The organism is Yoonia sp. (genome assembly GCF_046292185.1).
GTDB lineage: Bacteria > Pseudomonadota > Alphaproteobacteria > Rhodobacterales > Rhodobacteraceae > Yoonia.
In genome coordinates, this window is the sequence record NZ_JBKBQY010000021.1 from 16,020 (window position 1) to 39,297 (window position 23,278).

Annotated in this window: 20 protein-coding genes and 1 pseudogene; 10 read left to right on the plus strand and 11 right to left on the minus strand. The window is 59.2% G+C overall.

Going from position 1 to position 23,278, the window contains the following annotated elements; genetic code table 11:
- Window positions 1–512: 512 nt before the first annotated feature.
- Window positions 513–1,952: a vWA domain-containing protein gene (locus ACK4TM_RS05910; protein WP_409698174.1), complete on the plus strand. Its 1,440-nt coding sequence runs from the start codon at window positions 513–515 to the stop codon at window positions 1,950–1,952.
- Between the two features lie 82 nt (window positions 1,953–2,034).
- Window positions 2,035–3,225: an LBF_2804 family protein gene (locus ACK4TM_RS05915; RefSeq protein ID WP_409698176.1), complete on the plus strand. Its 1,191-nt coding sequence runs from the start codon at window positions 2,035–2,037 to the stop codon at window positions 3,223–3,225.
- A gap of 184 nt (window positions 3,226–3,409) precedes the next feature.
- Here the strand turns inward: ACK4TM_RS05915 and ACK4TM_RS05920 are convergent, their stop codons facing one another.
- Window positions 3,410–5,368 (minus strand): ice-binding family protein, encoded by a 1,959-nt coding sequence (locus ACK4TM_RS05920; RefSeq protein ID WP_409698179.1) that lies wholly within the window; start codon window positions 5,366–5,368, stop codon window positions 3,410–3,412.
- Between the two features lie 544 nt (window positions 5,369–5,912).
- On the opposite strand from ACK4TM_RS05920, the gene ACK4TM_RS05925 reads away from it, so the two are divergent.
- The 3 genes from ACK4TM_RS05925 to ACK4TM_RS05935 all read left to right on the plus strand — a co-directional run bounded on the left by ACK4TM_RS05925 (window position 5,913) and on the right by ACK4TM_RS05935 (window position 8,108).
- The gene (locus ACK4TM_RS05925; RefSeq protein ID WP_409698182.1) at window positions 5,913–6,167 is read left to right on the plus strand and encodes a GlsB/YeaQ/YmgE family stress response membrane protein; all 255 of its coding nucleotides are present in this window, start codon (window positions 5,913–5,915) and stop codon (window positions 6,165–6,167) included.
- An 81-nt stretch (window positions 6,168–6,248) separates the two neighbouring features.
- The gene (locus tag ACK4TM_RS05930; protein WP_409698185.1) at window positions 6,249–7,004 is read left to right on the plus strand and encodes a hypothetical protein; all 756 of its coding nucleotides are present in this window, start codon (window positions 6,249–6,251) and stop codon (window positions 7,002–7,004) included.
- A 438-nt stretch (window positions 7,005–7,442) separates the two neighbouring features.
- Window positions 7,443–8,108, plus strand: coding sequence for an outer membrane protein (locus ACK4TM_RS05935; protein WP_409698188.1), 666 nt, complete (start codon window positions 7,443–7,445; stop codon window positions 8,106–8,108).
- A 195-nt stretch (window positions 8,109–8,303) separates the two neighbouring features.
- Here ACK4TM_RS05935 and ACK4TM_RS05940 read toward each other — a convergent pair whose 3' ends face one another.
- Genes ACK4TM_RS05940 through ACK4TM_RS05955 form a run of 4 tightly spaced genes read right to left on the minus strand, consistent with a single transcriptional unit; the run spans window position 8,304 to window position 12,873 of the window.
- Window positions 8,304–9,899: a gamma-glutamyltransferase family protein gene (locus ACK4TM_RS05940; protein WP_409698191.1), complete on the minus strand. Its 1,596-nt coding sequence runs from the start codon at window positions 9,897–9,899 to the stop codon at window positions 8,304–8,306.
- A complete protein-coding gene (locus ACK4TM_RS05945) occupies window positions 9,899–11,410 on the minus strand; it encodes a tripartite tricarboxylate transporter permease (protein WP_409698194.1) in 1,512 nt (503 codons plus the stop codon). The genes ACK4TM_RS05940 and ACK4TM_RS05945 overlap by 1 nt, the downstream gene beginning before the upstream one ends.
- Before the next feature lie 6 nt (window positions 11,411–11,416).
- Window positions 11,417–11,926: a tripartite tricarboxylate transporter TctB family protein gene (locus ACK4TM_RS05950; RefSeq protein ID WP_409698197.1), complete on the minus strand. Its 510-nt coding sequence runs from the start codon at window positions 11,924–11,926 to the stop codon at window positions 11,417–11,419.
- Window positions 11,923–12,873: a Bug family tripartite tricarboxylate transporter substrate binding protein gene (locus ACK4TM_RS05955; protein WP_409698200.1), complete on the minus strand. Its 951-nt coding sequence runs from the start codon at window positions 12,871–12,873 to the stop codon at window positions 11,923–11,925. Before ACK4TM_RS05955 ends, ACK4TM_RS05950 begins: the two co-directional genes overlap by 4 nt.
- Before the next feature lie 113 nt (window positions 12,874–12,986).
- Between ACK4TM_RS05955 and ACK4TM_RS05960 the strand changes: the two genes are divergently transcribed.
- The gene (locus tag ACK4TM_RS05960) at window positions 12,987–13,862 is read left to right on the plus strand and encodes a LysR family transcriptional regulator (RefSeq protein WP_409698204.1); all 876 of its coding nucleotides are present in this window, start codon (window positions 12,987–12,989) and stop codon (window positions 13,860–13,862) included.
- A gap of 2 nt (window positions 13,863–13,864) precedes the next feature.
- On the opposite strand, the pseudogene ACK4TM_RS05965 reads toward ACK4TM_RS05960, so the two are convergent.
- Window positions 13,865–14,047, minus strand: a pseudogene (locus ACK4TM_RS05965) (SMC-Scp complex subunit ScpB); the annotation flags it as partial.
- An 8-nt stretch (window positions 14,048–14,055) separates the two neighbouring features.
- Window positions 14,056–14,808, minus strand: coding sequence for a PRC-barrel domain-containing protein (locus ACK4TM_RS05970; protein ID WP_409698207.1), 753 nt, complete (start codon window positions 14,806–14,808; stop codon window positions 14,056–14,058).
- A gap of 311 nt (window positions 14,809–15,119) precedes the next feature.
- Between ACK4TM_RS05970 and ACK4TM_RS05975 the strand changes: the two genes are divergently transcribed.
- Complete coding sequence (locus tag ACK4TM_RS05975; protein WP_409698210.1) at window positions 15,120–15,617, plus strand: hypothetical protein; 498 nt, start codon at window positions 15,120–15,122, stop codon at window positions 15,615–15,617.
- A 340-nt stretch (window positions 15,618–15,957) separates the two neighbouring features.
- On the opposite strand, the gene ACK4TM_RS05980 is transcribed toward ACK4TM_RS05975, so the two are convergent.
- On the minus strand, window positions 15,958–16,164 hold the full coding sequence (locus ACK4TM_RS05980) for a hypothetical protein (RefSeq protein ID WP_409698213.1): 207 nt from the start codon (window positions 16,162–16,164) through the stop codon (window positions 15,958–15,960).
- Between the two features lie 180 nt (window positions 16,165–16,344).
- Between ACK4TM_RS05980 and ACK4TM_RS05985 the strand changes: the two genes are divergently transcribed.
- From ACK4TM_RS05985 to ACK4TM_RS05995, 3 genes are read left to right on the plus strand one after another with little or no spacing between them, the layout of a single operon-like run.
- Window positions 16,345–16,869 (plus strand): 2Fe-2S iron-sulfur cluster-binding protein, encoded by a 525-nt coding sequence (locus tag ACK4TM_RS05985; RefSeq protein WP_409698216.1) that lies wholly within the window; start codon window positions 16,345–16,347, stop codon window positions 16,867–16,869.
- Entirely contained in the window at window positions 16,866–17,840 is a 975-nt protein-coding gene (locus ACK4TM_RS05990; protein WP_409698219.1) for an FAD binding domain-containing protein, read from the plus strand. The genes ACK4TM_RS05985 and ACK4TM_RS05990 overlap by 4 nt, the downstream gene beginning before the upstream one ends.
- Complete coding sequence (locus ACK4TM_RS05995; protein ID WP_409698222.1) at window positions 17,837–20,026, plus strand: xanthine dehydrogenase family protein molybdopterin-binding subunit; 2,190 nt, start codon at window positions 17,837–17,839, stop codon at window positions 20,024–20,026. The genes ACK4TM_RS05990 and ACK4TM_RS05995 overlap by 4 nt, the downstream gene beginning before the upstream one ends.
- Window positions 20,027–20,193: 167 nt before the next feature.
- Here ACK4TM_RS05995 and ACK4TM_RS06000 read toward each other — a convergent pair whose 3' ends face one another.
- From ACK4TM_RS06000 to ACK4TM_RS06010, 3 genes are all read right to left on the minus strand, one after another.
- Window positions 20,194–21,741, minus strand: a complete 1,548-nt coding sequence (locus ACK4TM_RS06000) for a DUF4334 domain-containing protein (RefSeq protein ID WP_409698225.1) — start codon at window positions 21,739–21,741, stop codon at window positions 20,194–20,196.
- Between the two features lie 43 nt (window positions 21,742–21,784).
- Window positions 21,785–22,564: an alpha/beta fold hydrolase gene (locus ACK4TM_RS06005; protein WP_409698228.1), complete on the minus strand. Its 780-nt coding sequence runs from the start codon at window positions 22,562–22,564 to the stop codon at window positions 21,785–21,787.
- Between the two features lie 249 nt (window positions 22,565–22,813).
- Window positions 22,814–23,278, minus strand: a 465-nt coding sequence (locus ACK4TM_RS06010; RefSeq protein ID WP_409698231.1) for a DapH/DapD/GlmU-related protein, incomplete at its 5' end; no start/stop codon positions are given.

Here is a 23,278-nt window from a genome sequence, read left to right on the forward strand (position 1 = left end):
TTCGTCCGCATAGCCGATGGCTGTGCCTCAATCAGCCTGCTGCATGACCGCAAGACCGGTTCGCGCTCCGTATTGACGGTTAAGAAGTCGGTCGTATGCTGAAATTAAGCCAAAAGGGGCTATTCAGGTTTTTGGAATGGCTGCCGAGGAACGCCAGATGCGATCTCTTGCTGCATCCTCCGGGCCTTAGGTGGGACGGATTTTGGTCATTCTGGCATCCTTCGGTAGTTAGAGTGTCGGTGACGCGGTGAGCGAAAAGCTGTGATCGCCAACCGTGATGTTTCGCGCATAACCGCTCTCGCAGGCACAATTTCGCCGAAACCTTAAAAACATTCGCGCGAAGATGACAGTAATAATCCGGCTGAGTAGCGTAGATGGGTAGACAACTTTCCGGTCGCTGCCAAAGGACATAAAAGATGCCCAGATCCCATTCGTACGTAAACCACATGCGGTGCGCGATGAATGTGCTGCTGATCGCTGCAGCTGCGCATGGTGTTCCGGCTTTCAGTCAAGTGACCGAAGACAACCCCGTTACGCCCCGCCTGGACGGGGTCGCCGCGGCAGAGGCGACTGAAATTGCTATTTCAGAGCTGAATACAAGCGGCTATCCCGAGGTCACCATTTTCGCCACTGTGACACTCGACGGCATTCCCGTTCTGGGTCTTGGCGCTGATGATTTTCGCGTCCGCGAAGACGAGGTGGGTCAGGAACCGCTGACCGTCGCGGCGCAGCTTCCGCCCCTGTCGATTGTCGTTGCCGTGGACGTGTCAGGGTCAATGTCGCGCGAAATGGATGCGACGCGGACTGCCGCACAGGATTTCATCACGTCGCTGGGGGAAGATGACAGCGTACAATTGCTGACATTCCAGCGCGAGATTTCAGTCCTTACCCCCATGACAACCGACAAAGACGCCGTGATCGCGGCTGTCGACACTCTGGTGGCACGGGGCGATACCGCGCTATATGACGCCATCGTGGAAGCTGTTGATTTGTTTGAAGAGATCGAAGGGCGCAAAGCGGTCATCGTGCTGAGCGACGGCGTCGATGACGATGGCGCAGGCGCGCCGCTGAGTGAGGCGGGGGTCGAAGATGCGCTGGCCCGCGCGGGTGCGGTCAACCTGCCTGTGTTCACAATCGGCCTCGGGTCCGAGATTGACCAAAACATCCTGCAACAGATCGCGACCGAAACGGGGGCGATCTATCTCAATGCGCCAGACGCGACCAGCCTTTCCGCCGTTTACAATCAAATCGGAGAGCAGCTTTCGGGGCAATATGCGATCAGCTACAGATCCAACCTGCCAGCGGACGGGACGGCGCGGCGCGTCGATCTTAGCGCGTTCGATTTGCTTGCGAGCCGGAGCTACACGGCAAGCGGTGACCGTGATGCACCCGCATCGGTCGTCTCGACGGGCTGTGCCACTGCAGACGCGCTGCGCGCTGCGCGAGATGACCTTCAGGAAATCAACGATCTGTACGAAGATGGGCTGATCTCGGCTGTCATGGTGAATTCCGAACGTGGCACGTTGATCCGCCCGGGGCTTGAAGCGTCCGAGAACATGCAGGAATCCTACGAATGCATGGTCGATGCCCTGCGGGCCGCCACCGAACTTTACGACAGCGAATTGATCACCGCCGTGTCGATGAATACGCTGCGCAACAATACCGCTGAAGCGATCGGCAGCAGCTGCACCGGCGAAACGGAATTGGCCGCGATCGACGCGTGTTTTGTGCTGTTCAACAGGGCCTATGAAGATGGCCTGATGACCGCCGTGAACCTGAACTCCCTGCGTGCGCAGGCCAAGCAGCCGTTAATCGATCAGGTTCTGGCGCTGGATGACCCGCGTGCCATGCTGGAAATCGTGAACGATCTTTATGATCGTGAGTTGATTACGGCTGTTGACAGGAACAGCTTGCGCAGCACGATCAGTGATCGTGCTTTGAACAGAGACTGAGGCCTGTCATCAGGGACACTTTTTTTCGTCGCCTCAGGGCGAAACACGTCCCGATCTGAACCCATCGTCACGCAGGTGCGTTGTGACCCTATACCCAGCCTTGGGGTTGAAGCATGCGAGAGAGGTCACGATGTCAGCGGCGCAATTATACTCGCCCGAGCCGAATATACTGGAGCGTAAATTTGCCGCCCGTCTGGCGCAGCGCGGTGCAGAGCGGGGCACGGGTGCGTCGCGCGGGCGTGTGTCCAAGCTTGGCCGCGTCACCCGGTGGACCATCGGATTATCGGCGCTGGCTGGGATCGTGTCCGGCGGGATCATCGGCGGGGCAGAGGTTTGGTTGCGCCAGGGTATCTTTGACGGAATCGAGGATGCCGGGTGGCGGGACACGCTGCCATATTGGGGTATATTCTATGCTTTCGCGGGGGTGGTCAGCGCCATAGAGATCGCGCTGCTGTATGCACTGGCGTTGCGTGGGATCGCGCGGATCACGCGACACTCCGGCTTTCGGTTCTCCGGAGGCGATGAACGCGAACTGCTTTCGCATAGCCTTGCGCGTGCCGGGCTGGAATTCCCCAACCCGCAGGTGAAAATCTATGGCATCGATCCCTATGCGCATGTCTGGAACTGGAAGCTGACGGCGCTCAACATCGCCTATAAACTCAAGGTCGGCGTCAGCAGTTTTATTCTGCGGGTGTTTCTGCGGCGCGTGGCGGCCCGCATGGCAATTCGCGGCATGGTCCCCTTGCTTGCTGGCCCTCTTTATGCGGTATGGAATGCCTATATTATCTGGCGCATCATGAAAGAGGCGCGGGTGCGCACGCTCGGACCGCTCGTCGTGGACAACATGATCGAGGCGCATTTTCAGTCTTGGGAAAAGTGTGACGAGACAGAGAAGAATGTGATTTTGCATGCCACTGGCGAAATGCTGACTCATGGCCGCGACGCGCATCCCAATCAGATCTATCTATTGACCCGCCTACGCAAAGAACTGAATCATGACACGCCTATCGCACTCGACTGGGCCACCATGGGTCAGGAATTGCCCGACCTGGATCCTGCGAGCCAGACCCTTGTGCTCGACATGCTGACGCTCTCTTGCCTGATCGGCACGCGCATCCACCGCGGACAGATCGCCCTTCTTGAAAGCGCCTGCCAGGATTGCGGCACGGTCCTGCATAAAGACCGCCTGCGCGACCTGCGCAAGGCGCTGGTAAAGGGGCATGAGGTGACGAGTACCGACCTTCTAGAGGCCCGCAGCAGCAACGCGTCATAGAAAGCACGGTCTGCGCGCCTTTGATTACGTCAAATTTATTATGTAAATAGAAGGGAAAGAGACATTTACCGCAGGGCGGCACCAAAATACGTAGCTTACGTCATTCGCAAGGCGCATATGTGAACCGATGGCCCCTTAGGGCCATCCATTCGTGGTTATGTCGATAGGCTTATCCGATCTCGTCCTACCAAGTGTATCCGACCGTGATCGATCCACCGACGTTGCGGGCGTTTGAGGAATGCTCAGAGTTGAGCCCCCCTTCGACAAACAGCCCGTTGGTCGCCGCAAACCCCACATTGGCGCCAAGGATCAATGAATTACGATCTTGTGTGGTGCCGGATGCCGTAAACGAGGCGTCAGGGAGATCGGCAAAAGTCCGGGTACTGGCGTCGTTGGTTGCAAACTCGTGCGCCCAGGCCGCGCGCAATCCGAGCGTTGGCGATGCAGCGGGCACATCGCCAAGTGGCCATTGCATCTGGACGCCTAATTCGCTGCGCAGTGACCTGCTTGTCTGCTCGTCATATCGCAGAGCATAGGCTGATGATCCTTCTGCTGCAGTTTCTGTGAACGCCTTGGTTGTGTGCGATTGCGCCCGCAGTCCGACGAATGGCGAAAAGTTCCCCAAGCTATAGCCAGCCTCGACGTGGACGGCCAATATATCCGCGTCAGTCTCGGCGACAAGCCTGTCGGTCCCTGCGACGGTGACCGTCCGATCAGTCGTGACGGCGCTGCGTCCAAAGGCGAGGGCCCCTTCCAGATAGGCACGCTCGGACGCTGTGCGACCGCGCAGTGCAACAAACACCGTTTCACTGCTGCCGGAACCGGCATTGTCGCCCAGTGTAAACTCAGCGGTGTTCCATGACAGCGCGACCCCAAGATCGGTCCGATCACTCAGCGCATAATTCAATCCGGTCGCGATACCACGGTTCTGTGAGGTCCGATCATGCCATCCTTGGCTGCTGTCGCCATCGGTCTCGTTGCTTGATCCATATAGTGAGGCATAGACGCTCGATTGTGTGGCCAGCTCTGGTGACGGCGCGAGGCTGGTTGTCGCGGGCCCTGTGGCGACAACGACATCGCTGTCGCCATGGACTAACTTGTTGCCGTAAGGCGCGTTGATCTTGTCGCTCACCATGCCATAGGGAACGCCTTCGTCGCGCGCTGGTGCTGGCACAGCGATGGGTCGCTGCCACGATCCGATGACCACGTCCAGAAACGCATTCATCGACTGTGTGCCCATCGGGGCGATCCCCGTGGAAACTTCACCCGATAACTGATCCAGACTTGTGGCAAGCTCCTCGGGAGACTGAATCGCCGTGAGAATTGTAAAGGTGATTGGCAGCGTGCCACCGCTGCTATGAATATCAGCCAAAGACTGGGCAACGCGACGTCCGTTCTGCGTAAGAAGTGGGCTGGAGCCGGATTCTTCGAAATCTGTGCTGTCGAGACTGCATATATGGATCGTATTACTGTCAAGCGTCACCGCACCACTGCGTGCAAATCCGGCACCACAAACGATTTCAGCCCCGGTGACAAAGGTAATGCTTTCCATGGCCACAATCTGGCCCTGCATTTGGGAATAACTCTGCAACGTTGCTGAACTACCAACGCGATAGAAAATATTGCCTGCCTGCGCCTCGTTGAGCAGTGCGACCTCTGCGCCGATCCCGACCGTGAGGGCTGACTCAATGTTGATGATGAACACGGCATTAGGATTGTTTTCCCCATCGAAGGTCAATAATCCGCCGTCCTTCAGGTTCGCCGAGCCGTTAAATTCATAGACCCCTGCTTTCAGAACCATATTGTCGAGCTCGCCGATTGCGGTCAGGTCGCCATTTGTCGATGTCTGTCGACTGGCCAGTGCCGTGTAAAGCGTTGTCAGCTCGTTTTTTATGCGCAAGGCAACGGCATCTCCGATGTAGCGATTGCCATGTTGGACAAACGATCCCGTGATGGTAAATGCTGATCCGGGGCTGATGGCGATATCGCCGGTGACCGTGGTTGGTCCGGTGCTGGTAATCGCTTCACCAGACACAATAGCAAAATCCTGAAGCGACTGTGCATTGCCCAGGTTCGCATATGCAAGACCCAAGGGGAGCGCGATGACAGTCGACCCCATCAAACGACGAAATAATTTGGACATGACGTTCCTGCTTATGTGAAGCTCTTTTCCGCCAGATGCAAAGCGCAGTAGGCAGTCCCTGACGTTTGGCTTTCAGCAGAATTGCCAAAAGCGCGTCTAGGCCGGTTGTATTTTGGAAGGGCGGAATCTGCCATTGATCGGCAGAGGAAAGGCTTCGTAGGATCCGCGTGATGAACGCGGATGCCGCTTTGCGTGTAGAAACTGATTTGCACCGACGTGAGGGTGCAAATGTGTCGGGTCGCGTTTTTATTTCTATGGAGCAAGACCTGATGCTATCGGATAGCAGGCGCCGGTCGTCTTGCGGAGACACCTAGCTGTGATATTGCAGCAACACGCCTGATGACGAAATCAGTATCTATGTGCCCATTTTCGTGGGATAGCTTGAGCGGACCGTGCAGTGCGATCCTGCGCGACCTCGTGGCCGCTCACGGGCGCGCTTTTCTACACCATCCGAAAAGAACAACCGGGACGCCGCATGACGCGGTAGCCCATCAGCTTATTTGTCTGAAACGGACAGGCTGACGTACAATGGGAAGAATCCAACATGGCTATCAACAGTCTGCTCGTCATAATAATCATAGGTGCCTTGGCTGGTTGGCTTGCCGGGCTGATCGTCAAAGGATATGGCTACGGCCTGCTCGGAAATATCGTGATCGGCATTGCTGGCGCGTTTGTAGCGAACCTCCTTCTGCCGGGTTTGGGCCTGAGTATCGGCACTGGGATTGCAGGTGCCATTATCCATGCGACAATCGGCGCGGTGATCCTTTTATTCGTGATCCGTCTAATAAAACGCGCATAAGCCATCTTTGATGCATTTGCTGACCAAAATACGCGACAGGTCCATTCTGTTCCTGATGAATTGTGCGAAACGAGGAAAGACATGAAGATTATCGGGACCATCACACTTTTGGCCGCGGGATGTGCTTGCGGCATGGCGCAGGCAGAATGTGCAGATTTCGTTTTGAGAGCGCACATCACAGAGCCCGATCATTTCAGTTCGACAGGAACACGGATAACGGAGGCCGGCGGAATTCTTCAGCAGAACGTCTACAATGTTAACAGCGGGCGGCATATTGACTCGTTCGATTCCGCCGGTCCCAATCTCCAGTCTCATGACGCCAGGGCTGCTTTTTCTGAGGCAGCACGCAGCCATCTCAACCAAGCCCAGAAGGCTCTTATAGAAGACATCTCGCAGGAAAATGTCATCACGATCGGGGTCAATGGCTGCGTCAATTTTGAGTCAAGAAGCGCCGCTTATACCATCACACACCTGAACTTTTCGGAAGTCACCGGGAAAGCCTACGCAGCGCCTTTCATGCCAGCTACTGATGACGAATCCATGTGGTCCGCGCACAACTCCGAACTTCTGAGCACCCATTTCCACAAGTCCATCACTGCGGAGGACTTCCGCATCGCCTATCTGGCTAGTCCGGAAGCAAAACTCATGATGCTCAATCACGAATTCTTCTGCGGCACACTGGGATGTTCAGCAGTGCTGCTTGATGCGCAAGACGAACTCGTGTGGGAGGGTGAAATTGCTGATGGACGCGTGCATGTGGCGGTAGAGCAGGATGGCAACATCATCAACATCTACAACACGCAGGATCAGCTAAGTCAGATCAACATGTCTGACTAAAAAAAGTAGTCGCGCAGGCGACGAAGCGTAAGCCCGCGCATTCGCGGCAGACGTCATATGAATGCATAGCTGCTGATTGGTGGGCGTCGGTCTTGTCATAACGGATGACGGCCATATCGCGTTGAAACCCGAGATTGTCGCCCATTTCGTTGCATTCGATCTGCCCCGCGCGTCGAACAATCGCAGCAGGGCACATTTTTTATCAAAAGGCATCTTTGGCTGAAACTTCTTCGGCGTCACAGGCGTGGTTGCCTCTGCAGATCAATGACGGCTGGGCGGTTGCGCTTGCGCGGCTTCTCAACAGGGTGGTTGTGTTGACGAAAGTAAATTTCACATCTCCCTCGCCTGTTCGCTTTTGTCACGTCGGTCTGGCAACCAATCGTCCTGCTGCGGCAAGCAATAAAATAACTACAAAAAATCAACCAGCTGGAGAAGAACATGCGTTTGAAATTTATTGCTGCCGCCACTGCGGCTTTTGGTGCTTTTACTATGACTGCGCAGGCGGGCAGCCTTGCACCCGCCGTCGAGCAGCCACCTGTCGCGATGATGCCGGCACAGCCCGTGATGCCTGCGCGGGCAGGCGACTGGACCGGTGCCTATGCTGGTCTCAGCATTGGCGGGTCTGACATTGATGCGGCTGTTAAAGGCGCAGGTGAGAATGGTTCAGACCTTGCGTTAACCGGCGACGGGGGCTCGACAGGTCTGTTCGCCGGTTACAATTACCAGTTGGGCAATATAGTTGTCGGTGTTGAATTTGATTTTGACGCGACAAATTATCGCGTGGGAGAAGACGAAGTAGGCCCGGAAAATACTGTTGTCGTCGAGGCAACGAGCCGGCTGAAAGGCCGTGTTGGTGTGCCGTTGGGAAATGGTCTGGCTTACGGTGTTGCCGGTATCGTCGGAGCTTCTACTAACTCCGTCATCCCGGCTCTTGGTAATTTCGCTGTCGAAGACGGTGTCGGCTACCTGTTAGGAGCAGGATATGACATGCGGATCGGAGATAACCTGCTTGCCGGGGGTGAAGTTCTTTATCACGAGTTCGATGATGACAATCTGAATGTCGAAGTCACCACGTTCCGTCTGCGCGTCGGCTATCGTTTCTAAGCCACGCGAAAAACACACTACCGACGCGGGATTTGTCCCGCGTCGGAACCGCCATCGCGCGATCTCGCGAATGGGCATCTTCTCTCGTAGCGCCCATCTTCTGGCGCTGCTGCGCAGGTCTGCGCGACCCGCATATCAGTTTGCCATCGTCACCGTCGAAACGCTGAACCTTCGACGGCCTGGCAGACATCGAACCTAAAACCCCCCAGCCTGGCCATCCTTGCGGGAGTCTGAACCGGCAGCATAACCACCTGTTTCAAACCTCTCGATCAGTTGCGCACCACCAAAGCCAAAGGCGCTGTCTGGCGTTTCTACTGAAATCTCATGTCCCATTTCGACAAGTTCGGCGCGGGTGGCCTTGGCCAATGCGGATTCGCAGGCGACCTTTTTCCCTTCGATGAACCGCCAGCGCGGGGCATCGATGGCCGTTTGCACGTCTTGCTTCCAGACTTGCGTCCGCATCACCATCTGCACATGGCCTTGCGCCTGCATCGGGCCGCCCATGACACCAAAGCTCATCTTCGGTGTGTCGCCTTGCATCAGAAAACCGGGGATGATGGTCTGGAACGGGCGTTTGCGCGGGCCAACTTCATTCGGGTGGCCGGGTTGCAAGGTAAACCCTGCCCCACGGTTTTGCAGGCTGATCCCGGTGCCGGGCACGACAACGCCCGATCCGAAGCCAGAATAATTCGACTGGATGAACGACACCATCATGCCCGACGCATCCGCTGTCGTCAGATAAACCGTCCCGCCAGTCCTGGGCGCGCCGGGGCCGTAATTCTGCGCGCGATCACGCGACACCAGCTTGGCGCGCTCTTTCAGATAGGCAGGGTTGATCAGATCCTGCGGCGTCACCTCGGTCATGTAGCGCACATCGGCGACAAAGGTGTGCAGATCGGCAAAGGCAAGCTTGATCGCCTCGATCTGCAGATGCAGCGCCACTGGATCATCAGCGTGAAGGTCGGCCAGATCAAGGTGTTCCAGAATGCCAAGCGCCATCAAGGCAGCGATCCCCTGCCCGTTTGGCGGAATTTCGTGCAAGGTCACGTCGCGGTAATCGGTGGCGATTGTGCCGCACCATTCGGGTTTATGCGCAGCGAGATCCGCCAAGGTCAGGGCGGCACCATTGGCGCGGGCATCGGCGGCGATTTTCTCGGCCAAGGCGCCTTCATAGAAATCACGGCCTCCGGTCTCGGCGATCCGCTGCAAACTGCGCGCCATCTCCGCGCTGTGGAACCGTTCACCGGCTTTGGGCACCTGCCCCCCCGGCATGAACATATCCGCAAAGCCCGGCTGGTCCGACAACACCTCTGCACCGCGCTGCCACAATGCGCCGATCACCGGCGATACGGTAAATCCGCTTTCGGCGTAATGGATCGCGGGCGCCAGGACAGTCGGCAGGTCCAGTTTGCCGAAACGGCGGGTCAGTTCCGCCCAGGCACTGACGGCACCGGGCACCGTCACGCTGCCCCAGCCGCGATAGGGCATCTCTGTCTGGCCGCGAAACTGCTCTGGCGTCCACGCCTCGGGTGATGCGCCGGATGCGTTAAGGCCGTGCAGTTCTTTCCCATCCCACAAGATACAATAAGCGTCACTGCCCAACCCGTTGCCGGTGGGTTCCACAACCGTCAGCGTGGCGGCGGCGGCAATCGCGGCATCAACAGCATTGCCGCCGCGCGACATCATTGCCAGCGCTGCTTGCGTGGCCAACGGATGAGAGGTGGCAGCCACATTCTCGGCAAGCACTGGGGAACGGCGGGACGGGTAAAGCGCATCATAGCGGAAATTCATCAGGTTTGGTCCTTCACGTGGGTGGTTTCTTTTCTGCTTTTCAAAATCCCACGTATGGCCCAGGCGATGGACAGCAACGCGGCGACAAGAAACACAAGGCTGACGGGGCGGGTCAAAAAGAGTGACCAATCATTTTCCGTCATCAAGGCACGGCGCAGATTGGTTTCAGCGATGGGTCCAAGGATGACGGCCAGCACCAATGGAGCGAGCGGATAATCCAGCGCCTTCATCGCATAGCCAAAGATCCCGATAGCAACCAGAAGCGACAGATCGCTGACCCGGTTGTTCAGGGCGAATGTGCCCACGATGCAGCACACCAGCACAGTTGGCACGATCACCCATTTGGGCACCTCGGCGACACGCAGAAAAGCACGCATCGACACGACGCAGATCAGCAGGATCATCAGGCTGGACACCGCCATGGCGATGAACATCCCATAGACAAGATCCGGGTTATCCATGATCAACCGTGGCCCGATGGAAATGCCATGTACCATCAGGGCGGCGAGCAGAATGGCATCCACTGCAGACCCCGGAATCCCGAGCGAGATCATCGGAATAAGCCCGCCACCTGCCGTGGCAGAATTGCCCGATTCCGAAGCGATAACACCCTCTGGATTGCCCTTGCCGAATTCCTCTGGTGTTTTCGATGCGCGCTTGGCCTGGTCATAGGCGATCAGATTCGCAATCGAACCACCCGCCCCCGGCAGCGCACCGATCGCCACGCCGATCATCGAGGACCGGACGAGGTTGACAGGCCCGGCCAGAACCTCGCGCATCACGGTGAAATTGTTGAACCTGATCTCGCCCTTCACCAGCTTTTCGCCGCTGTGGATCGACTTGGGGTCTTCGACTTCGCTGGCAAGTTGAGAGATTGCATAAATCCCAATCAGCACAATCAGAAACGGCAGGCCGGCGCGCAATGCGTCAAGGCCCATGTCAAACCGCGGACGTCCCATCATCGGGTCCGTGCCAATGGTCGCGATCGCCAGACCGATCAGCGCCGAAATCAGTCCGCGCTGCAAGGAATGGCCCACAAGGCTCGCCACAATCGTCAGCGCAAAGACGATCAGGCTGAAATATTCCCACGGCCCCAGTCTGACGGCAAAGACCGCCAGCGGCGGTGCAGCAACAATCAGCACGAGCGTCGAAATGATCGTCCCAAAGAAGGACGCCCATATCCCCAACGACAGCGCCCGTCCCGGCTCGCCGTTGCGGGCCATCGGATAGGCGTCGAATGTCGTGGCAAGCGCCGATGGCGTGCCAGGAATACCCAACAGCGCAGCCGATATCAGACCCCCTGTATAGCCGCCCACGTAAACCGCCAACATGACCGACACGCCCTGCAACGGCGGCAAGGCAAAGGTCAGCGGCAGCGTCAGCACGATGGCCATGGTCACGGTAAAGCCGGGAATGGCGGCGGCAACGATCCCGGCGATGGCGCCGAAGAACATCATGATCAGCGTCGAGAAAGACAGCACCTCAGAGGCGCCAAGTAGAAACGCGTCCATGGGGTGTTACCTTCCTCTGGGCAAAAAGACGTTGAAGACTTCGGCGAAAAGCCAGTTCAGCCCGAATGAAAAGACCAGGGCAAGGATCACACAAAGCGCCACCGCTTTTCTGGTTCTGGGCGATAATGTCAGCAGGAAGGCCAGCAGAAAGATCAGTGTCGCGATGGGATAGCCGATGACCGGCATCGCCGTGATATAGATGATCAGGAATGCGAACATCAGCAGCACAAGCCGCCGGGTCCTGGCCCACAAGATGACCTGCGCCGCAAAGCGGGGATAAGCCTCGGCCGGGATCTGGCGGACTGACCCGATGATAGCGCTGACCAGCAGCAGGCTCAGAAGCACATGCACCAGCATGGGGAATGCACCTGCGCCCAACGCCTCGAAGCGCGATGTGGGGATACTCAGCGCTTCAACGAACATGCCGATGGATACCGCCAGCAGTGCGACATATGACAGAAGGCGCGCGATCTCGCCCGCCTCCTGCGTCAGAACCTGATCATGGCTGTCGTTCAAGGCGCGATAACCTCGGCCAGACGTTCGACAGTGTCGCTCAGATTGCGCAGGTATGTGGTGTAATCTTCACGCCCACGGAACATGACGTCAGCCCCTGAATTGTTGATCTGCTGGATAAAGGTTTCATCCATCGCCAATTGCTCCAGCGCGGCCTCAAGCGTCACCTGCACGTCCTCGGGCACACCTTTGGGCACGACGATGCCACGTGTGATCAACAGATCCAGATCAGCGCCCATTTCCATAAAGGTCGGCACATCGGGTGTTTGTGCAATCCGCTCTTCCGTGCCAGACGCGAGGAATATCAAATCGCCGTTTTCCGCGAATGAAAGCGACGAAGAAATATCGCCGATGGCCACATCAAGATTGCCACCCACGACAGCGCGGATACGTTCACCCGTGCCTTCATAGCCGACATAGCGCCATTCGAAATCAAACGCCTCGGCGATCATGGCGGCATGCAGATGTGGCACACCGCCCAAAGTCACACCAACCGTCAGCGCATTGGGATTTTCCTGCGCATAGGCGACCATGCCTTCAAAGTCGTCAAATGGCTGGTCGGTTGCGGCCACCAGATATTGCGGTGACGCCGTCATCAACGCGATCAGATCGAAATCATCCCATGCCAAATCCGTCATCCCGACGGCAGTCGCGGTCAAAAGCCCCTCGTGCACCTGGCTGATCGTATAGCCATCTGCGGGGCGGCGCACCGCCTCGGCCAGACCGACAGTGCCACCAACGCCACCGATGTTGATCACCGGCATCTCGGCCCCCAGATAGCCAGAGATGTTGTTGGCAATGATCCGCATCAGGATATCGCTGCCGCCACCGGGTGCCCAGGGCACGATGAATTCAACCGGCCGTGTCGGATAGTCCTGCGCAAACACGGGCTGCGCCATCATCGCCATTGCCAGTCCGGCGCCCGCTATGGTGCGTGTGAATTTCGTCATGGGTGTCTCCTTGTTGGTTGCCTCATCGGCCTTCCTCATGGCTACAAAGAAAGCAAAGGCGTATAAAGCGATTTTATTTGATGTTTAGATAAAGCTTTGCTTAATCTAAGCCCATGGATATCCGCCAACTTCAGACAATCATCGCCGTCGCGGACACCGGCAGTCTTGCCACTGCCGCCGGTGTCGTAAACCTCACTGCATCGGCAGTCAGTCAACAGATTCAGGCACTTGAAGGGGAACTTGGCGTCGCCCTGTTCGACCGCAAGAAACGTCCCTTGCAACTGAACGCCAAGGGCGAGGAATTCCTGCGCGCCGCCCGTGAAATCGTGCAGACAATGACCGAAACCCGTATGATCATTTCCGGGGGCCGCACCGCTGGCATGCTTAATTTCGGGGCCATTCGCACGGTATCTACGCATCTTGTGTCCGAAGCCTTCGTCCGGATGCGGGCAAGCTATCCCGATCTGACCTTTCAAATGAACGTTGGCATGTCCGAACGATTACTGTCCAATGTGGCGGCGGGACGGTTGGATGCCGCCCTTGTCGCGGAACATGTGGGCATTCCTGCGGGTCTTGTCTGGCGCCCGATCCTGACAGAGCCGCTGGTCATGATCGCCCCGGCAGGGCATGAGGGCCGGTCCGAGGTCTGGCTTTTGCGCAATCTGCCGTTCATCCGCTACGCGACCAGCGTTCCGCTCGCCCGTCAGATCGAAACCGAGCTTTCGCGTATGTCCGTAACGCCGCGCGAAGTCGCTGTCACAAACACGATGCCCGCAGTCGTCGGTATGGTTCAGGCCGGGCTTGGGGTGGCGATCGTGCCAAAGATCGCGATCTATAACGTCTCCTCCAATACGCTTTACTGGCAGCCATTCTGCGACGGTGCGATCACGCGATGTGTCGGTCTTGTTCAGCGCCAGGTCTCTTCCCGTTCAAAGGTATTGGCTCATCTGCATCAGGTGCTCGTAGAGCGTGCGGCGGGCCTGACGTAATCTTACAGCAGCGCCAGCCCGAAGCCGGCCAGAAACGCCACCGTCGTCAAAAATGTGGCGCGCGCCCCCGTTTGTCGCGCGCGCGGCCCCGTCCCGATCAGCCCTTGCGCGTGCAGCCGCCCGATCAGATCGCGGCTGATCGCCTTACCGAAAATCTCCTTCATTCCCTCGCGGGTGATTGGCTGGGCAGGCCCTACCAGTGGGGATGATAGCCATAATGTTTAAACACCCTTTCTTCGTAATCACGATCGACAGACATCGACGGATCAAGTTCGGGGGCGGCCTTGATCTTATCGCGTGTCGCATCGACAATTGCTTCCCGGTCGGCCCACACGACCTCGCGTAACCAGGTGGGAGAAATCAGAACCTTCTTGCCGGGCCACCAGTTTTTGGTGTCGATGATCAGATATCGGATGACCCATCCGCTTTCGTCGATCAGGAAGTCCTCGACATGGCCAATGCTGCCGTCGGTCGCCTCGATGTAATAGCCGGTGACTTCCCTGACGCTACGCAGACACGGGTCGCCATCTGGCTCTGTGCGTTCCGCATCAGCAATGTCGGTCGAGGGCAGCGCTGCGCCACCGGATACGGGCATGACACCGACAATCGGGTGTCCATATCCGTCGATCCAGTATGGGCTCCATGCGTAGTGGTTGTAGATATCGGTTTCCATCTGGCGGGACACCGGCGCGTCGCTATCCAGACCGGGTGCCGCCTTGATGTCAGCGCGATCCAGGTCAACCGGATAACTGCGTGTCGCAGGGTCCGGCACCCCAAGCGCAGAGGGCGGAAGCAGAACCTTGCGGCCCGGCAGCCAGGTGCCTGTATCGACCACGACCCAGCGCAGGCCATAGTGTCTTTCGTCAAACAGAAGATCCGTGATCGCCCCAATCGGGCCGTCCTTTCCATTCAGGAAATACTGGGTGATGTCTGAGCTGAGTTGCATCGTCGCGTTTCCCTTTCCCTTGTAAAGCATGGCTCACCGCATAGCGCGGCCATCCCGGCTTGCTTTGCGATACAACCCAGGTCAGAAACATATGTTCCTCACTTTGGGTCCGGCGGCATATGGACCATGTGATCCGCGACAGGTCCAGTTTGTGGGAAGGGCAATCCCTGTGTCCAACAGATCAACAGAGGGGACAGGCAGAAGCGCAGGGCTTGAGCCGCCTCAGGCTGACAAGAGTTTCTTGCGCGCGTCTGCAACCTATTAACTGCTCGGGTGTTAAGGAAGAAAGGCTCAATCAGCGAGGAATTGCTATGAACCGATTAATATCCACCTGCGCCGCCCTCCTGCTCACGCTGCCGGTCTCTACTACGCTGCAGGCCGGGGAGGCAGCGTTTCTGCAACAGTTTTCTGGTAGCTGGGCCGGCGGTGGCGCGGTGCGGCTGTCCCCTGAGGACTCGGCGATTAACGTATCGTGCGAGTTCCACGGGCAATCGACCGAAAGCACCGCAACCCTTGACGGGAGTTGCACGGGAATGCTCGTGGTATCGCGCGACATCAATGCGCGGCTCGAGGTCGAAAACGGCACCTATTCCGGCACCTATGTCGGCTCCCCGCGCGGGACCGCCGCGCTGGCGGGCGACAGAGAAGGCAGTTCGCTTGCTCTCATGATGCAGTGGCCGGGCCATCCGCCAGCAGAAATGACGCTGCAGAATCCGGCAGAGGGCCAAATGGTGCTGACCACTATCGAGCCGCACCCGGAAACTGGCGAGCCTGTGGCCACCGCGGAACTTGAGCTGCTTCGCCAATAGGGCGCGATGAAGCTGGTGCTGCAGTAGGCTTGGCCGTCTTGGGATTCATCCGTTGAGTGTTTACTCTCCGGCGAACGCGGGGCGGTTCAGTGTTGTCCGACGGGACGCGGAGCGCCGACAGGCGTGGAGCGGGACTGAAGGCGGGCATTGAGGCCGGTATGCAGCATTCGCTCGTCTGCTGCGGTTCCATCCGCTCCACCTGCATCACACGGTCTCGTCTTGGTCCTGCGCATCCGATAGGGCGCAAGAATGTATGAAGTCGAGCCGCTGGCGATGGCAGCTCGCATGGATGATCATTACATCACGGGCACTGACGCGTCCGTAGACTGTTCGCGTTCATCTACTTGTTTTCCCGTCCCCGCTGCTTGGGATCAATCCCACCCTCAGGCGTTGCATCGTTGCCGACGTCGCCTTCGTAGGTGTTCTCGCCTTCCAGTGGCGGTTCGTTGGTTCGCGCAAACCGGCCTTTGGAGCGGCCGATGCCGGGATCGTTCTCAAGGTCATCCCTTGGGGGTTTGGCGTCCTTGCTATGCTTTGAAGTGGTCATTCAAGTTACTCCTCTCTGGTTATGGGAAAACACACACGCGCCGCCTGGGTTCCGAGGCGTCGATCAAGGGTCTATCGTCGTCCAGTGCGCGGCGAAACTTGATCGGCCACAGTTGCGTCAGGTGAGACGACGGCGGAACAATGACAACCCCGCCGCGTTTCGGATAAAAGGAGTGATTTCATGCCCACAGTCCTGACCGTCAACGGCGCGCGCCACACGCTCGATCTTGATCCGCGCACCAGTCTGCTGGATGCATTGCGTCATCATCTGGGACTTACCGGCACCAAAAAGGGCTGTGATCACGGCCAATGCGGTGCCTGCACAGTGATTGTGAACGGCGTCAGGATCAACGCGTGCCTCGCACTTGCCGTCATGCATGACGAAGACGAGATCACGACAGTAGAGGGGCTTGAAGCCGAGGCTGCCCTGTCACCGCTGCAGCGCAATTTCATCAGACACGATGGTTTTCAATGCGGTTACTGCACGCCCGGGCAGCTTGTTTCAGCGACGGCCATGTTGGACGAACTGCGCGACGGCTGGCCAAGCCATGCCAGCGACAACCTGTCTGAACCACAGCACACCCGCGCCGAGATAGCCGAAAGAATGAGCGGGAATCTGTGCCGCTGCGGCTGCTATCCCGGTATCGTCGCCGCCATTCAGGATGTGCTGGAAGCAGACGAAGGTCTGACCGGGGAAACCCGATGAGACCTTTCGACTACACCCGTGCAAGCGACATCGCGGCAGCCACAAAGTCCGGGCAGGATCGCGCTGCGGCTTACATTGCAGGCGGCACCAACATCGTCGACCTGATGAGGCTGGAGGTCGCGACGCCTGACAGACTCGTCGATATTTCCCGCCTGCCGGTCGATCAGATTACCCTGTCGGACGATGGCTTGCGCATCGGTGCCATGGTTACCAACAGCGCCCTTGCGGCGAACACGCTTGTCCAGCGCCGTTACCCCCTATTGGCGCGCGCGATTCTGGCAGGCGCATCCGGTCAGATCCGCAACAAAGCGTCGAGCGGAGGCAACCTTTTGCAGCGCACCCGTTGCGCATGGTTTCAGGATATCGATGCCGTCTGCAACAAACGCACGCCGGGTTCCGGTTGCGCCGCGATGGAGGGGCCGAACAAGATGAACGCGGTGCTGGGCGTTTCCGACCAATGTATCGCTGCCCATCCCTCCGACATGGCCGTGGCTTTGCGCGCGCTGGCGGCAAAGATCGAGGTTACTGCGGCTGATGGTGTCCGGCGCATTGTCGAGATGGATGATTTTTACCGCCTGCCCGGCGACACGCCAGACCGCGAAACCTGCCTTGCGCAGGGCGATCTGGTTACAGCGATCATCCTGCCAGCCCCCGAAGGTGATCGGCAAATCTATCGAAAAGTCCGCGACCGCGCCTCTTACGCTTTCGCCTTGGTATCCGTGGCTGCATCGCTCCGCATTCAGGACGGCAGGATCCGGCACGCCGCCTTGGCTTTCGGCGGTGTCGCGCCACGGCCATGGGCGGATTCCGCCGTCAATGCAACGCTTACCGGACAGGCGCCGTCCGACGCATTGTTCGAAAAGGCCGGACGCCTGCTGGTGCAGGATGCGGTCGGGCATGGCGGCAATGATTTCAAGATCGGCATGGTGCAGCGCACGCTGGCCGCCGTGTTGCAGGAGGCATGCAAATGACCGAGACATTCAGGCTTGATGGACCTACCCGCGACGAGGTGCTCAAACATAAGACGCAGAATGTGTTGGGTCTGGCGCTTGACCGGCCAGAAGGGCCGCTGAAGGTGACGGGCAAGGCCTGTTACGCGGCAGAGGCACAACCGGACGGTCTGGTGCACGGTGTCCTTGCCCGCGCGCCCCGCACAGGGACCATCACGGATCACGGCATCGCAAAGCTTGAGGCGCTGCCGGGTGTTCTGCTGGTCCTGACGGAAGGCATCCCGCGCAACCCGGCACAAGGTGCGGTAACGACGGCCCCGCCACCCGCTGAAGGGGTCGCCTATGTCGGACAACCCACGGCATTGATCGTCGCGGAAAGTTTCGAACAGGCATGGCACGCAGCACTGGCCTATGACCCGCAGATCACACCCACCAGCCCCGACATCGACCCGCAAGCCGCGCAGGTGGTTGCATTGCCCGACAAAAAGCAGCGCGTCGATGACAGATGGCAAAAGGCATGGGACGGCGCGGCGACAAGGGTCGATGTGACGATCACCACGCCGTCCATGTCATCCGCGCCGATGGAACCGCATGCGGCCGTCGCTACGTGGACCGATGACAAACTTACCCTGTTCGGCGGCCTTCAGATGTTGAAATTCAACCGTCAAAGCCTCGCCGAGGCGTTGGACATGCCGGTCGAAAACGTCCGCTTGCTTGCCCCCTATGTCGGCGGCGGTTTCGGATCGAAACTCGGGATCGCACAGGATGCCATCGCCGCGGCCCGTGCAGCGCGCATTCTTGGCCGTCCCGTGTCGGTCGTCATGCATCGTCGTCAGGTCTTCGAGGCCACGACCCGGAGGTCAGAATCCCGCCAGCGGCTGCGCCTTGGTTGCGATGCCGAAGGAAAGATCCGTGCCACAGCACAAGAATATCGGGTGTCCAACCTGCCGGACGAGGATTTTTCGGAACCCGTTGCACGTCCTGACCGCGCCTTCTATGCGACCGATGCTTACCTGATCACACATGAAGTCGCCCGCGTTCATCGGATGGCCGCAGGGTCCGTGCGCGCGCCGGGCGAAGCGATCGGAATTCCTGCATTTGAAATGGCGCTGGACGAACTGGCAGAGGCGGCCGGCATCGACCCGCTGGCGTTGCGGCTCAGAAACACCGTGGACAAGGATCCGGTTTCCGGCCTGCCATATTCGTCCTTTCCCTTGGCAAAAACGCTGAAAGCCGGTGCGGAAAGCTTTGGCTGGCAGTATCGCCCGCCGTGCCGGCAGCAGAACGGGGAATGGTGGGTCGGCCAGGGACTTGCCTCTGCCATCCGCATCCATTCGGCAGCCGAAGCCAAGGCGCGGGTAACGCTTTCGGCAAATGGCGCTGTCGTCGAAACGGATCAGACGGACATCGGGACCGGAAGCTATACCATTCTGTGCCAGATCGCCGCAGAGATGCTCGGCCTTGATCCCGCAGATGTGCAGGTTCGGCTGGGCGACACCGATTACCCCGAAGCATGGGGATCGGGCGGCTCAGCCGGGGCGGCGTCATCGGGCAATGCGGTTTTGCTGGCATGCCGCGCCCTGCGCGACAGGCTTGCCGACAAACTCGGTGTGAACCCTGACGATCTGACGTTGAAGGACCGGCATGCCATCTACGGCAACCGTCGCACCTCGCTTGCCGAAGCGATGCCGCAGGGCGAAGAATGGGCCGAGGTCGGCCATATCGCACCGGGCGACGTCACTGACAAGGTGCGCACCACCACCTGCGGTGCGATCTTCTGTGAAGTTGCGGTCAGCGAGGTGACAGGCGAAATCCGTGTGCGCCGGATGAACGGCACCTTTTCCGCCGGTCGCATCCTGAACCACAAGACAGCGACGTCGCAATGTCACGGCGGGCTGATCTGGGGCATCGGAATGGCGCTGATGGAACAGTTGAGCCATGATCCTCGTGACGGATCTGTCGTCAACCGCGACCTTGCACAGTTTCATATTCCCACCAATGCAGACGTTCCGCCCCTGTCTGTGAGCTTGCTGGACGACCCGGATGACTGGGCCGGACCACTGGGTGCGCTTGGACTGGGAGAATTGTCGATTTCCGGCGCGGCAGGGGCCGTGCTGAATGCGGTATACAACGCCATCGGCGTTCGCATCCGCGATCTCCCCGCGACTCCCGAGCGCGTGATCGCCGCGCTTGAAGCGCGTCACTAGATTCAGAGCAGGAAGAAGATCGGCCGTGAACGCTCCAACCTTGGGTATAGAGGGTGACGTAAATTCAGTTGGAACCCAAAAGCTGCGCCACAGCGCATAGAAAATCCTGGCGCGCTGGTCGCGAGTGGAAACGCCGGAATGGTGGCAGAAAGCAGAGCTTCGTCACCTCACCCGCTGATTGGCTTGTCGGTGAGAAGAAAGAAGTACGGCGCCGCTCCCCGCATCACCATCATCCCGAGGATGCGCTTTTCATCGATGCGGCGAAAATGGTCAACGATGGGCTGCCGGTCGTAAATCATCGCGGCGCTCGCGGTGCCCCGGAACTCGATCGTGGCAAGATGCGCGGCAGGACCCCGGGCGCAAAGGACGCGGCGGAAGAGCCTGAACGCGGCACGCGCGGCGGCGCTTCTTCCGAGGCGCGGCCATCGCAGGGCGATGCCGATGGGCATCAGGCGCGGGTCAAGCGCGACACCAGGTATGAAGACCAGAGGGTCCACGTGGTCAGCGCTCGAAAAGCGCTTGCCACGCCAACCGAGACGCTCCAGAAGGCCGTCAAGCGGATGACCTGTCGGCAAGCCGATCCCGCACCAGTCGCCAAGCATCTCCTCGGGCATGACAGGCGCAAGGCGGTCGAAACGCGCAAGAGCCGCCTTTGTCGAAACACCCTCGCGACGCCAACGCCGGACCCAGTTCGGTTCGGTGCCAGGCGCGACCTTGTGTAGCGGCACGTCCTGACCAAGCGCGTCCGCCAGTTCGGCCTGCAGCTCGCCAGGCCTGTCGACATAGCGGGACGAGTAATGAAAGCCGGTGACACGACGGGCACCCGAAGCGCGCGCAATCTCTCCGGCCGCCCGCGCTGTAAGATGTGCCGTAGCCGCCGCCAGAGTCCGGTCGGCATGAAGAAAGGGCGTCTCGATGAACAAATGGTCGGCACCGCGGGCGAGCCGCACGATCCGGGCGCGATTGCACGGCGTGTCAGCGGCGTCGGTGACATAGACAATTCGCTGACCGGGACCAACCCTGAAAACCTGGCCGCGCAGGTCACCAAGCGGCAAGCTGCCGCATCCTGGTACCTGCACCTTGTGATCGTCAGTGGCGCCACTGCGGATCGCGGTCTTCGCCTCGTCGAGCCATGGACCGACCGGCAGGCCCATATCGTCAAGCGCGGTCTTCCAGACGTTGACGCGAAGACTTTCCTGAAGGGCGAAGGCGAGAGAGGCGATGCGGTGGTCAAGCGCAACGGCCTGCACGGTGAAATCCTCTTCGGCGAGCGCGACGCCCTCTGGCATATCCGGCAGAGCGAGGTCGTTGCGGCGAAACGCATTCCGGGCGCGAAACTCGGCCGTCTGCGTAATGCGTCTCCCATCGAAATCCTGCACCGTGAGGCGGAAATCCGCAGATCTCTCGTCCAGCAAGTTCCAAGAGAAAGCGCCGAGCCGGCTTTCCACCTTGCGCACGAAGCCCGCAGGACCGACGGCGCAGAGCGGCCTTGCCCGATGAAGACGAAGACGCAGAAGGCGGTCGAAACCCGCTATATGATCCATGTGGGCATGCGAGACAAAGACGTGGCTGACCCGCAGGAGTTCCCTCGGCGTTAGCGGTGACAGGTCGCCCATATCGAACAGCATGGCGCGCCGACCGAAGCGAAAGTCAAGATAGACGCCGGGATCACCGTCTGTCGGATTAACAAGGCGCGGCTGCACAAATTGGGTCAAAGGTCCGCCTCAGAAAATGGAAAGCAATGCCCCTGTCCGCGCCTCATGCCTGAACACCCGTCAGGATAACCTCTGCTGCCTCGTTCGGGCGGTCCCACTGCGGGAAGTGGCCGCATTGCGCGAACCAGTGCAGCCGGGCGGTCGGGAATGCCTCCAGCGCACGCCCCGCCTGCCGGGGCAGCAGGAGCCGGTCCTGGCGGCCCCAGCCGATCGTCACACGGCCGGGAGGTGTTGCCGTCCCCTCCTGCCACGGACCGTGCGCCAGTTCCCGGAGCATCGCGTCGAAAACCTCCGTCTTCGCGATTGCAGTCAATTCATTCCGGACCAGCAGGGGATCGAGGGCACCAGGATTCGCCGACAGTTGCGCCAGAAGACCTGCCCGCGCGGCCCGGTTCCGTGACAGCGCCGGAATGCGCCGCTGCAAAAGGCGCACCAGCCGAACCGAAACGGCCAGAGAGGAGCGGAACCAAACCGTTTCCCAGCCGCGCCAGAAACCGCCCGGATCAAATGCGACAGTGTGGCCGCCGATGCCGCGCCGCGCCAGTTCCAGCACCAGTCGCGCGCCAACGGAACTGCCAACCGTATCGACGTGCGTCAGCCCGTTGTGATCGATGAAATGTTCCAGCGCATCCGCATAGGCAGCGATCGTCTGGCGGCCCGGAATCGCAGGGGACGTCCCGTGTCCCGGCAAATCGACCAGCACAACCTCGCGCAGGCGACCAAGCGTCGGTACGAGACTGTCCCATGACCGGACGTTTCCGCCCAGCCCGTGAACCAAAAGCAAGGGCCGCCCAGTTCCGTGACGTTCGTGATTGAGTTTCATGCTCCGTAAACGCACTGGACCAAGGCTTGGTTTCACAGCGAGGCTCACCAAGGTTCTGATCGCGGACTCCAGTTCATTTGTGCTTTTTATGGTGGCGGGGTCCCCGACCGGGCCACCAAGGGCCTTGGACAGCTCTGTTTCCGCTTCAGAACCGTCGGCAGTCGGCGTCAGTCCCACGTTGCTTCAAACAATGGCTTCACGGGGTGGCGGGGCTTGACCATGCCAAGCCGACGCACGGCCTGGGATGTTTTATTGCCCGCTAGGTACCGGGGCGGATCGACGATACTTGTCAATGAAACGGTCTATATCAAGAGCGCGAATGTCAGGCAGCGCAGCTTTGTATTTTTCGTGTGACCAATCCCAAACGGCAATCTCCAACAGCGCATTTGCTTGTGTCTCGGTAAAGCGGCGCTTGATGACACGCGCAGGCACGCCCCCGACGACGGTATAGGGCGCGACATCGCGGGTCACGACCGCGCCTGCACCGATGACGGCACCGGTGCCGATGGTGACGCCCGCCGTGATCGTCACCCCGTGCCCAATCCAGACGTCATGGCCGATATCTACCCAATCAGCCTTGCGCCAGGCAAAAAAGTCGTGATCATCCTCGCCCAGACCGTATGCGGCGGCGCGGTAGACTGAATGGTGCTGCACCGCACGCCATGTCGGATGATTACCCGGATTGATCCGCGCGCCATTGGCGATGGAACACAT